The following is a 13,759-nucleotide window of genomic DNA, read 5'->3' on the forward strand; positions in this document are numbered from 1 at the left end:
TTCAAATGATTGATATTTTAAAATTTATACAGAAGTTTGTGTTGAATGTTTAAATGTGCTTGGAATTAAACAGGTTACATTTTTTTAATCAAAAATGAATATGAGATACTTCTTTTTATTATTAATTGTATGCCGATGTTTTTATAGTACGGCCCAGTCCGATCATTATTTAAAGTTATGGTATGATCAGCCTTCTGGCAAAATATGGGAAAATGCATTGCCTATAGGCAACGGAAAGCTGGGCGCCATGGTATACGGCAATGTGGAAGAAGAGATCGTTCAACTCAATGAGCATACTTTGTGGAGCGGAAGTCCTTATCGCAACGATAATCCGCAAGCGCTTACTGAATTAGATAATATTCGGAAACTGGTATTTGAGGGTAGATACAAGGATGCTGAACAGCTGGCTAATAGGGCTATTATCAGTAAAACTTCTCATGGGCAAATTTTTCTACCGGCGGGTGAGCTTCGGCTGCAATTTCCAGGACATGAGGGGTATAAGAATTATTACCGCGAACTAGATATTGATAAAGCCGTAGCCACCATTACTTACAACATTAATGGTGTTAACTATAAACGCGAAGTATTTGCTTCCCTGCCTCGAAAGATAGTGGTAGTGCGTATTACAGCAGACAAGCCGGCTCAATTATCGCTGCAAGCTGCTTATAATACTCCTATTCCAGGGGCTACAGTAAAAGCAGATGCTCAACAGATAACTTTTGCCGGTACGGTAATCGGACACGAACAAATTGAAGGAAAGCTAAAATACAAAGGGATCATTCAAATGAAGGCTGATGGTGGTCGCTATTCAGCTACTGATAGCACCATTAACCTTACCGGAGCTAATGCCGTTACATTTTATATTTCCATTGCTACAAATTATAAAAACTATAAAGACTTGTCGGACGATGAGCACAGTAAAGCACAATACTATCTCGATCAAGTAAAAAACCGCTCCTATGAACAATTGTTGAAGGAGCATATTGAAGCCTATCAACGTTACTTTCATCGTGTAAAACTTGACTTAGGGTTTACGGATGCTGTTAAGCTTCCTACGGATGTGCGATTGGAACAGTTTGCCCATACGTACGATCCGCAGTTTGCCGCGTTGTACTTTCAGTTTGGAAGGTATTTATTGATAAGCAGTTCACAGCCCGGCGGACAGCCGGCCAATCTGCAAGGTATCTGGAATCATCGTCTATACCCATCATGGGATAGCAAGTATACTATTAATATTAATGCTGAAATGAATTACTGGCCGGCTGAGCGTACGAATCTTTCAGAATTACACGAACCGCTGTTGCAAATGGTAAAAGAGCTTTCAGAAACCGGACAGCAAACTGCCCGTGATATGTATGGCGCAAGAGGTTGGATGGCACATCATAATACAGATTTGTGGCGTGCTACCGGAGCTGTAGATGGCGCATTCTGGGGGGCTTGGGTAAATGGGGGCGGTTGGTTAAGCCAGCACCTGTGGGAGCATTATCTCTACGGTGGTGATAAGAAATTTCTTAAATCTGTATATCCTATATTAAAAGGGGCAGCGCTGTTTTATGTAGATATGTTGATAGCGCATCCTCAATACAAATGGTTAGTGATTTGTCCGGATCAGTCTCCCGAAAACGCTCCGGCAGCACATCAGGGTTCTTCCATTCATGCAGGAGTTACGATGACCAATCAGATAATATTCGATGTATTTTCATCAGTTATTGATGCTGCTAGCATTTTGCAAGTAGACAAACTGTTTGCGGATAGTCTGCGCGATCTAAGATCTCGGTTGGCTCCTATGCATATCGGCAAGCACGGTCAACTGCAGGAGTGGCTGGATGATGTGGATGATCCTAACGATAAGCATCGGCATATCTCGCATTTGTACGGACTATTTCCGTCTAATCAGATATCTGCAACCAGGACTCCGGAATTATTCAGCGCAGCACGCACCACGCTTATACACAGAGGTGATATCTCTACGGGCTGGAGTATGGGATGGAAAGTAAACTGGTGGGCTAAAATGCTCGATGGTAATCATGCTTATAAACTAATTCAAAACCAATTATCACCAGTGGGAGCAAATCGAGGAGGTGGAGGTACCTATAATAATCTTTTTGATGCACATCCGCCTTTTCAGATCGATGGCAATTTTGGCTGTACCTCGGGTATCGCAGAGATGTTGCTGCAAAGCGATGATGGATGTGTGCATGTATTGCCGGCACTTCCGGATGTGTGGAAAGCTAAGGGCTCTGTAAGCGGATTACGTGCCAGAGGAGGCTTTGAAATTGTTGAAATGGAATGGCAGGATGGGCGGGTTATACGCTTGAAGGTTAAATCACATTTGGGAGGGCAATTACGCTTGAAGCTTCCCAATGCAATAAGACTGGCTAATGGTAAAAAGCTGGCTACTGCTAAAGGTCCCAATCTGAATCCTTTTTATAAAACCCCCGAAGTGCCTAAGCCTATAATTAGTGATAAAGCCCAGTTGACCATACCAGAAAAAAGGGGGGATTATTACCTCTACGACATACCTACTCGTAAGGGTAAATTTTATGTTTTTGAAGTCGAAAAATTGTAAAATTGACAAATAAAAAGGGTTTTTTTGAAAAAAAATTAGCAATCGGTTTAATCCAAAATTCTGATATAAAATATTAAAAATCATATAGTAATATATTATTTTAAAATAAATTAAAAAAAAGTTTAGAAATCTGTTGCAATATTCAAAAATGAAATATTAACTTAGCGTTAAGAAGAAGGGAATATCTTCTTAAACGATTAGTTTGTTCAAAACTTAAAACCAATAGTTGCGTTTCGATTGAGTTTTGTTGGGAGAGATTGTTTGCTAAGCTTGTCTGAATGAAGCGTGTGCCATTGAATCTAAAAAATGATTGTTTGAGATGAAAAGACTGCTGAAAATTCGATACCATAACTAGAATCTTCCATCATTTTGCTCAATATAAGTTATATGCCTCAAGGTGCTATGCTTTGCCTGAAGGGTACATGTCAACATAATAAAATGTTATACATCAATCGATATGGAAAGAAGTCACGCTATCTGTAATAGAAGTGGTTCATTATTCGGAACCCATGCATCATTTTATAAAAAAATGATGACGCTGATAATGCTGTTTATGTTTTGGGGCATTACAGTTTTTGCTCAGGACTCTATGATTATTACTGGTAGGGTTTTGTCCGAAAACAATGAGCCTATTTCTGGAGCCAGTATTACTGAGGATGGAACTAACGCTTACACCATTAGCCTGCAGGATGGAACTTTTAGAATACAAGTTAAAAGCGACAATCCGAAGCTGATGATTACCAACGTAGGTTATGAGCCACTGCTCCTAAATGTTAAGAAGGAAGAGTTTTCCAATCTGGTGGTTCGTTTGAGAATTAACCCGCAGGCTATGGAAAATGTAGTGGTAGTGGGTTATGGTGAACAAAAGAAAGAAAGTGTAGTAGGTGCTATTACACAAACCACCGGAGAGGTTTTACAGCGAGCAGGTGGGGTGACCAACTTGGGTATGGCCCTTACAGGTAACCTGCCTGGTGTTGTTACTATATCTTCTACCGGTATGCCTGGTGCAGAAGATCCTCAGATTCTGATTCGTGCACAGACTTCTTGGAATAACAGTGCTCCCTTGATACTTGTAGATGGTGTGGAAAGATCTATTAGCTCTATCGACATCGCATCGGTGCAAACTGTGTCGGTATTAAAGGATGCGTCCGCCACGGCTGTATTTGGGGTAAAAGGTGCAAATGGTGTAATACTTATTACTACCAAGCAAGGTGCAAAAGGAAAGGCGAATATTGAGATTCGCTCCAACATGACAGCCAAAATGGCTTCAAAACTACCGGAGAAATATGATTCTTATGACGCCTTATCTCTGAAAAATCAGGTAATTGAGCGTGAACTGGGGCTGGTACCCGGAGGATGGACAGCTTATAAGCCTTACGCTATATTAGATAAATATCGTAATCCCGCAACTCCCGAAGAAAGAGACAGATATCCCAATGTTGACTGGGTGGATGCCTTGTTCAAGGATGTTGCTTGGTCTAATAATACTAGCGCAAACGTTTCCGGTGGTACCAACTTTGTAACATACTTTGCAGGAGTAGACTTTGTATACGAAGGAGACTTGTTCAAAACATTTCAGAACGGTAGAGGTTATAATGCTGGATACGGTTATACACGTTTGAACGCGCGTAGTAACTTAGACTTTAATCTTACCAAGACTACCAAATTTTCAACCAAACTATTTGGTTCAAATGGTGTAAGAAAAGTGCCTTGGAACGCATCCGACGGCGATGCTACTTTCTGGGCATCAGCCTATCGTACCTCACCAGATGCCATGTGGCCGATATATTCCGACGGTACTTGGGGTTGGTATGCTCCAAGAAATGCCGATGTTCCTAACTCGGTATACCTCCTTGCTATGTCGGGAGTGGAGAAAAGAACTCGAACACAACTTACTACAGACTTTATTTTGACGCAAGATTTATCCATGATCACCAAAGGTCTCAGTATTAGAGGTAACCTGTCCATGGATAACATATTCCAGGAAGTAGGAAGAGGTATTAATGACTTATATAATAATGCGCAGCGCAAATGGGTAGATCCCGAAACCGGAACTATAATGTATGAGCAGCAGATCAATAGTGGTACACAGCTTGACTTTACGGATGGTGTGAAATGGTCTAGCGAATCCGGAAGAATGAATATGGGCGCTACCTACAGACGTATCAACTACTCTGCAAGAATTAACTATGCCAGAAAGTTCGGAGTGCATGATGTAGGTGCTATGGGATTGGTACAAAGAGAAAAATATGCGACCGGTAGTGAGTTTTTCCACTACAGAGAAGACTGGGTGTTTAGAGTTACTTATAACTATGCCAGCAGATACTTCTTCGAAGCAAACGGCGCGTATAACGGTTCTGAAAAATTCGGTCCGGATTATCGCTTTGCATTCTTCCCTTCGCTCTCTCTGGGATGGATGTTGACCAACGAAAAATTCATGGAGAATGTAGAATTTCTGAATACATTTAAAATAAGAGGTTCGTGGGGTTTGATAGGGGATGATAATGTAAGCGGAAGATGGTTGTATACCGATCAGTGGACTTACGGCGGTAATGCCGTAATGGGTCCGGTACCATCAAACACTCCCTACACTTTTTATCGCATCAGTACACTTGGTAATCCTTTCATCTCATGGGAAACAGTGGAAAAACGCAATATAGGTGTGGATTATAGCTTCTTGCGTGGTAAGATATCAGGTAGTTTTGACTACTTCTCTGATGACAGAAGGGATATTATCATCGGCGGAAATTCTCGTGCTATTCCTTCTTATTTCGGTGTGACTGCTCCCAGCGCTAATCTGGGTCGTGTAAAAGCTAACGGTTACGAGTTTGAAATCAGATTAACGCATTCCTTTGCTAACGGACTAAGAGCATGGGTGAATGCCAACTTTACTCACGCAAAGAACAAAGTAATATTTAGAGATTCACCACAATTATTACCTGCTTATCAAAAAACCGAAGGATATCCTATCGGACAAACAAGAGCATTTCTTGATTATGGATTCCTCACATCTTGGGATGATGTATATGCAAGTACTCCTCGTACTTCAAACAACAATAATAAACTACCAGGTGATTTCAATATTATCGACTTTAATGGCGATGGTGTTATTGATGATTACGACAGAGCGCCATATATGTATCCATCAAATCCACAAAATACCTATAGCCCTTCATTGGGTATAGACTGGAAAGGCTGGAATCTGTTCCTTCAGTTTTATGGTGTGAACAATGTTACACGTGAAGTAGCATTCCCCACATTCCACTCTACTTCTAACGTAGCCTATGTAGAAGGTACTTACTGGACAGTGCAAAGGGGAGGTGATATTCCTTATCCTCGCTGGTCTACCATCTTAGGTGGCGAAGCAGTAGGAACAAGATATCTGTATGATGGTTCTTATTTAAGGCTTAAGAATGCAGAGATAGGATATACTATTAGTGGTAAGGCAATTAACAGATTGGGCGTACAGAAATGTAAAATTTATTTGAACGGTAGCAATCTGTTTCTTTGGACTAAGATGCCGGATGATCGTGAATCCAACTTCAGTGGTAGCTCCAGCTTTGGTGCTTACCCGACTCTGCGACGCTTCAATTTTGGTATAGATATAACCCTATAAACGAACTGATATATGAAACAATATTTATCGACATTATATCTGGTGGTTTGTGCTTTCGTAATTACAGTGAGCTTTAATGCATGTACAAAATATCTTGATAAAGCACCCCAGAGTGACATTGATGAAACTGAACCATTCAAAAACTTTGTGAACTTTCAAGGTTTTGTAGAAGAATTGTATAACTGTATTCCCTTAGTAAGTTCCGCTGACTATCATAACAACTGGAACTTTGGTGAGGAAGAGCTATGGGAACTTGGTGAAACTCGTCTTTTTGCTGAAGCGGTTGACCAAGGTGATTATTGGGGATGGCAAACCCGTTATTACAGTTATTTTAAAACAGGTGGCGATCCGGTTTCTAACAACAGATTTGAGAAAAACAAAATGTGGGGTTTATCCTGGTATGCCATCAGGAAAGCAAATGTGGGTATTGCTAATCTGGATAAACTAACTGATGCTACTCAAGAAGAAAAAAATCTTATTGCGGGTCAGTTATATTTCTTCAGAGGTTGGTTCCATTTCATGATTATGCAATATTGGGGAGGATTGCCTTACGTGGATGAAGCACTTCCTACTGATAAACCTTTGACATTGCCCCGCCTTAATTATCATGAAACAGCGGAAAAAGCTGCTGCAGACTTCCGTACAGCAGCGGATTTGTTGCCTGTAGACTGGGATCAAACTGATAGAGGAAGACAGACATTAGGTAACAATAATTTCCGTCCTAATAAAATCATGGCACTGGCTTACTTAGGTAAAAACTATTTGTGGGCTGGAAGTCCATTAATGAACAAAGAGTCTACCGGTTCTGAATCGTATAATATAGAGTATTGTAAAAAGGCTGCTGATGCATTTGCTCAAGCGCTGCAGCTCACAGAGAGCACCAATCGTTATGAGTTGGCCAACTTCTCTCAATACACACAATTATTCTACACCTTTAATCAAAGCGGAAGATTACCCGGATTAAAAGAGGCCATATTTGTTGAGAACTTGGCTGAAAGTGGAGGTCGCTGGCGTTGGAATCAGGTGAACGATTTCAGACCCATGACTATTAATGGTTCAGGTATTAAAGTATATCCCACCGCAAACTATGTCGACTATTACGGTATGGCGAATGGCTTGCCAATTGTGGATCCTGAGTCTCCAGATCCTGAGTCAGGTTATGACCCTGAGTATCCATGGAAGGGAAGAGATCCTAGATTCTATCACGATATCATGGTGGATGGGGAGAAATGTGTAAGTAATGGTGGTTTAGTAGGTAATGATGAGTATAGACAATATGCAAGTCTGTTTACCGGTGGTTTATATCGTACAGCAAACAGTAATAAAGCCGTACGAACCGGTTATATGAACTCCAAGTTTACATCTAAGCTTCTGAACGACTGGGAAGGTTACAATGAAAACAATGTTTTTGTATTAAGCTTTATGCGTCTAGCCGATGTTTATTTAATGTATGCAGAAGCCACTGCGGTAGGTTATGGTACTCCACAAAGCAAGGCTGCTGGTTATCATCTTTCGGCCGTAGATGCTGTAAATAAAATCAGAGAAAGAGCAGGTGTAGGTTATGTGCATTCAAAATTCCTGAATACTACTGAAAACTTCTTATCAGAGTTGCGTAGAGAGCGTGCTGTGGAATTAGCTTTCGAAGGCCATCGTTTTGTAGACTTACGCAGATGGTTGTTATTAACCAAACGTCCTTATACACTGAAGAAGGCTGTTGAGTTTGACAGAGGCATGCCCAACCAGCAAGTATATGCTGATCCTCACAATGCAAGAGTATTGAATTTCAGAGAAACAATACTATTAGAAAGACAGCTGTCTGACAAACATTATTGGTTCCCGTTCCTTCAGTCAGACGTAAATATGTATGAAGGTTTTAAACAAAATCCCGGTTGGTAATTATTTAAATATAGATAAATAATGAAGAAAAATACTATTATAGGTTCCGCTCTGCTTGCATTATCTATATTCAGTGCAGTGAGCACCCATGCGCAGGTAAATTCCGATAGCACGGTGAATGTTGCATTTGGGCAAGTTCAAAGAGAAGACCTGTTAGGGGGAGTTTCAACCATTGATGTTGAAGAACTGCTTAAGAAAAATTATGCTGTTTACAGCCTCGATAATGTGCAAAGTTTTATAGGAGGGTTTACCGGTAATGTATGGGGGCAAGGTGCTCTAGTGCTGGTGGATGGTGTTCCTAGAAGCGCAGCAGATATAAGGCTGGTAGAGGTATCGAAGATTACCATAATGAAAGGTGCAAGCAGTGTGGCTTTGTACGGTAGTAACGGAGCAAAAGGTGTTATATTAATTACAACAAAAAGAGGCGCCATAAAGCCACTTACTATAGATGTACGGGCCAATACAGGTATTTATACACCGAAGTCATATCCTGTTTATCTGAATGCAGCAGAGTATATGACCTTATTTAATGAGGCTTCTAGAAACGATGGTATTGCAGAGCGTTACTCTCAGGAGCTTATATATAATACTGCAAGCGGCAAAAATCCTTACCGATATCCGGATGTTTCTTTTTTCACTTCAGAGTATTTGCGCAAAGCTTATTCAAGATCAGATATTACAGCTGAGATATCGGGCGGTAATGAAAAAGCTCGCTATTACAACAATATTGGGCTATCTTATAACAATGATATCCTGAAGTTTGGGGATACAAAGAATAACCATAATATACAGCTGAATGTAAGGTCCAATGTGGATATGAATCTTAACAAATGGCTTTCGGCACATACTGATGCGGTGGCGGTAATTACTAATGGTTATGCAGGACGTGGAGACTTCTGGGGGGCGGCTGCAACGCTGCGTCCTAACTGGTTCTCTCCCTTTATTCCTATCGATATGCTGGATCCCATGAATACAAACATCCAGAACATGGTACAAAGCAGCAGGAAAATTATCGATGGAAAGTATCTCCTAGGAGGAACCTCTACTGATCAAACTAATACATTTGCCGACATGCTGGTGGCTGGTTATATTAAAACCAAAAACCGCAGGTTCATGTTCAATGTAGGAGCAACAGCCGATTTGGGAGCTGTGTTGAAAGGCCTCTCCTTTAGCACCACTTACAGCATGGATTACAGCTCACTTTATACAGAAGGATTTCGGGAGAACTATGCCGTGTACGAGCCTACCTGGAATACTATCGATGGTGTAGAAATGATCACCAACTTAGTTAAGTACAATAATGATCAGAACTCTACTAACGAATTTATTGGTGAAACCAGATATACACAAACTAATAGCTTAAGAGCTCAGTTTGATTATAAAAATACTTTTTCTAATGTGCACAATGTTGCGGCTTCTCTTATAGGTTGGGGTTATACATCTTATATTACTGCTGATGAAAACCATGGTAGCAGTACTTATCAGCCTATAAGAAATGCCAATGCTGGTTTGCAAGTAGGGTATAACTATAAACATAGATACTACTTTGATTTTACAGGCGCATTAGTGCATTCTGCAAAATTAGCTCCTGGCAACAGGTTGGGCTTCTCGCCTACTGTCACATTGGGGTGGCGCATCAGTGACGAAGACTTCTTCCAAAACAGTTTATCTTTTGTCGACGATCTGAAATTGGTGGCATCCTACGCATCTCTGAAACAGGATATCGATATAGCGAATTATTATATGTATCAGGGATACTTTAAGGATGATGCGGGTTGGTATACCTGGCGTGATGGTGTTGCAGGTGGATGGACTACCGGATCGGTTCAGGGAGAAAACTTGGGATTGGATTTTATAAAAAGAAATGAATTCAGAGTAGGACTGAATATGGCACTATTCAAAAACCTGCTTACTGTAGATGCAAACTATTTCTTGCAGAACACTAACGGTTTGCTGACACAAGGTTCATCTACTATCTTCCCCTCTTATTTCTCTAACTGGGACTTTTCATTCTTACCTTACCTAAACTATAACAACGACAGAAGAACCGGAGTTGATTATACAATCAACTTCAATAACAGAATAGGAGAGGTGTATTACTCTTTAGGTTTTGCGGGCATGTTCTATAATTCTAAGGCAATCAAAAGAGATGAGGTATATGCCGATGCTTATCAGAATAGAACCGGTAAACCACTGGATGCTTACTGGGGATATATTGCCGAAGGGTTGTTTAAAAACCAAGCTGATATTGACAACCACGCGAAACAAACATTTGGTGATGTGAAACCAGGTGATATAAAATATAAAGATGTAAACGGAGATGGTGTTGTGGATACCAGAGACCAGGTAAACCTGGGTAAAAACGGATGGGCTGTATCTCCTTTCACATATGGTATCAATCTTACTTTAAAATGGAGAAGACTTACCCTATTTGCATTGGGTAGTGGACAGTCCGGTGCCATTGGATTTAAAAATACTTCCTATTACTGGGTAAGGGGTAATGATAAGTATTCCGAGGTGGTATTAGGTCGCAGTATTATTGAGCAGAATGCAGGCGGAGAATGGGAACTGGTTAAGGAAGGTACTTATCCTCGTCTTACCACCACTAACAACAGTAATAATTTCCAAAACTCCACCTACTGGATGTATAAGAACAACAGATTTAATTTGAACCGTGTACAGCTTACATATGACTTCGGAACATTCAACAACTCATTTGTAAAAGGATTGAGTGTGTATGTACATGGAGATAACCTGTTGGTGATTTCGAAGGAAAGAAAGATGATGGAAATGAATATTGGTTCAGCTCCTCAATATAGGTTCTACAACTTAGGGTTTAAAGCTACTTTCTAATTAGAAATGTTAAACGAATTTGAATTATGAAAATCAAGATACTCATCATAGCGGGAGTTTTAATCATGGCATCGGGTTGTAAAAAGCTGTTCGAACCCGATCCTGAGAACCTAAAAACCATTGATCAGATGTATACCGATGCGGCATATGCTCAAGGTTTTCTGGTAAACGCTTATCGCTCAATTCCCTCTTATTACGATAATAGCGATTATGCTACCGACGATGCGGTAACCAATCAGCTTTCCAATAGTTATCTGCAGGTGGCTACCGGCTCGTGGACATCCTCCAATAACCCATTTAACCTTTGGCAGAGTGCATTCGGAGCCATTCAGTATCTTAATCTATTCCTGGAAAATGTAGATAAGGTAAAATGGGCAGAAGATCAAGCCGCCGCTCAACTATTCAATCTGCGCATGCGGGGTGAGGCGTATGGATTACGTGCTTTATACATGTACTTCCTACTTCGCAACCATGCAGGCTTTACAGAAGATGGTAGATTACTGGGTGTACCTATTATTACTAGCTACCAAACTATCAATTCTGATTTCAATTTACCTCGTGCCAGCTTTGATGAGTGTGTAAAGCAAATTTACAGAGACCTGGATAGCGCAGAGGCTTATCTTCCTGTAGAGTATAACAATATTAGTAATCCAAGTCAGATCCCTGCTCGCTTTCAGCATATTACTCAAAACGTGGAAACCTATAACCGTGTGATGGGTGTGTATGCAAGACAGCTATTCAATGGATTAATTGCAAAGTCTTTCCGTGCCCGCACAGCACTGCTTGCTGCTAGTCCCGCTTTTCAGGCTTCGGAAAATACAAACACATGGGCCGATGCAGCTAATTATGCTGCAGCTGTGATTGATTATAAAGGTGGTGTTTCCGGATTGGCGTCAACAGGGGTTACCTATTATGCTAATGCATCAGAAATTGATAATCTGAGCGAAGGCAACAATCCTCCTGAGATAATCTGGAGAGCAAATATTGCTACCAATAATGTGGATATGGAAAGAGAACATTTTCCGCCTTCTCTTTTTGGTTCAGGTAGTATGAATCCTACTCAGAACTTGGTAGATGCGTTTCCGATGGCTAACGGATATCCTATTTCTGATCCGGGTAGTGGTTACGATCCTTCTAACCCGTATGCCAACCGTGATCCACGTTTAAGTCATTACATTATCTATAACGGTTCAGTTGCTGGTGTTTCTAATTCTGTCATCCTTACAGGTAGCTCATCCGGTACCGATGATGGTATTAACAGAAGAAACACTTCAACCCGTACCGGTTATTACATGAAGAAAAGACTGCGTATGGATGTGAATGCAAACCCCTCTTCAACCACTGGTAAAACACACTATACGCCCAGAATCAGATACACCGAAATGTTCCTCATATACGCCGAAGCTGCAAATGAGGCTTGGGGCCCTACCGGTACAGGAGGTCATGCTTACTCGGCTTATGATGTAATTAAAGCCATTCGCAGAAGAGCAGGTGTGGGTGTAAATAATGGCGATCCTTATTTGGAAGAGTGTAAGACAGATAAAGATAAAATGCGCCAACTGATACGTAATGAACGCCGCTTAGAATTATGCTTTGAGAGTTTCCGTTTCTGGGATTTAAGACGTTGGAATGCTCCTTTGAATGAAGCTGCACGTGGTATGGATGTAAATGGCGCAGTATATACTCCGTTTGTTGTTGAAAACAGATCTTATCAGGATTTCATGCGCTACGGGCCTATACCGTATTCAGAAGTTCTGAAGTTTACTAATCTGCTACAGAACAAAGGTTGGAATTAAAAATATTCATGTACATAAATTATCGTTCAACGATGACAACTACTAAAAAATTAATTTGGTTATTGATGGTGGGGTTGGTTTTTAGTAACTGTACTAAAAACAAAGACATCACACACCCTGATTTTGACTACCAGACTGTATACTTTGGTACACAGTATCCGGTAAGAACGCTGGAGTTGGGAGAGGATCTTTTTGTGGACAACTCATTGGATAACGAAAAGAAAGTGGAAATTAAAGCCACGCTGGCCGGTACACGGGATAACAAGAAGAATGTTGCGATTGGTGTACAAGTAGATAACAGTTTGCTGGATCGCTTATACTTCTCTAACACAGGTGCCAAAATATTGCCTATGCCATCTAATTATTATACGATGGCATCAAATACAATTAATATTCATCCCGGCAATATCTTGGGGGGTGTTCAGGTGCAGCTTACTGATGCATTCTTTGCCGATCCGCTTTCTCTCGTAAATACCTATGCGATCCCGCTAAAAATGGTATCTGTGCAAAATGCAGATTCCATACTGGCAGGTAAGGATTTTGTTTTGTACGTAGTAAAATATGTGAATACCTGGCATGGTAATTATTTAAGAAGAGGGCAAGATGAGGTTACCTATCAGGGAGAAACCACTCCTGTAACTATTACCAGACGTGCTGAATACAGAGAGCGAGACGAAGTGAATAAGCTCACAACCCGTTCTCTTTCTCAACTAGAGTTTCCCGTACCTCTCAAGGATAAGAATGGTGTTAATATAACTGTAACGCTGCTTCTCAACTTCGACGACAATGGCAATTGTACCATTACTTCCGGTACTGCAGGTGTTACTGCTTCCGGTACAGGATCTTTTGTAAAGCGTGGTGATAAGAATAGCTGGGGAAATCAAGACAGAGATGTATTATATCTGAATTATAATATTTCTATGAGTCAGTTAACTGCTACAACTAAAGATACGCTGGTAATGCGCGACAGAGCTGTAGCACCTGAATACTTTACCCCAATCGTTCAATAACTATTATAATAACAAGTAG

Annotated in this window: 6 protein-coding genes; all 6 read left to right on the forward strand. The window is 40.8% G+C overall.

What is annotated here, in order from left to right:
• Positions 1 to 100 precede the first annotated feature (100 nt).
• The 6 genes from V2H41_RS13185 (at position 101) to V2H41_RS13210 (ending at position 13,740) form a co-directional block, all read left to right on the forward strand.
• Positions 101 to 2,569, forward strand: a complete 2,469-nt coding sequence (locus V2H41_RS13185; protein ID WP_330975633.1) for a glycoside hydrolase family 95 protein — start codon at positions 101 to 103, stop codon at positions 2,567 to 2,569.
• Positions 2,570 to 3,026: 457 nt separating this feature from the next.
• A complete protein-coding gene (locus V2H41_RS13190) occupies positions 3,027 to 6,185 on the forward strand; it encodes a SusC/RagA family TonB-linked outer membrane protein (protein WP_330975634.1) in 3,159 nt (1,052 codons plus the stop codon).
• A gap of 12 nt (positions 6,186 to 6,197) precedes the next feature.
• The gene (locus V2H41_RS13195; protein WP_330975635.1) at positions 6,198 to 8,081 is read left to right on the forward strand and encodes a RagB/SusD family nutrient uptake outer membrane protein; all 1,884 of its coding nucleotides are present in this window, start codon (positions 6,198 to 6,200) and stop codon (positions 8,079 to 8,081) included.
• Between the two features lie 21 nt (positions 8,082 to 8,102).
• Positions 8,103 to 10,934 (forward strand): SusC/RagA family TonB-linked outer membrane protein, encoded by a 2,832-nt coding sequence (locus V2H41_RS13200; RefSeq protein WP_330975636.1) that lies wholly within the window; start codon positions 8,103 to 8,105, stop codon positions 10,932 to 10,934.
• Between the two features lie 26 nt (positions 10,935 to 10,960).
• Entirely contained in the window at positions 10,961 to 12,730 is a 1,770-nt protein-coding gene (locus tag V2H41_RS13205; protein ID WP_330975637.1) for a RagB/SusD family nutrient uptake outer membrane protein, read from the forward strand.
• A 32-nt stretch (positions 12,731 to 12,762) separates the two neighbouring features.
• Positions 12,763 to 13,740, forward strand: coding sequence for a DUF5627 domain-containing protein (locus V2H41_RS13210; protein ID WP_330975638.1), 978 nt, complete (start codon positions 12,763 to 12,765; stop codon positions 13,738 to 13,740).
• Positions 13,741 to 13,759: the final 19 nt, after the last annotated feature.

Source organism: Niabella digestorum, assembly GCF_036409055.1.
Lineage (GTDB): Bacteria > Bacteroidota > Bacteroidia > Chitinophagales > Chitinophagaceae > Niabella > Niabella composti.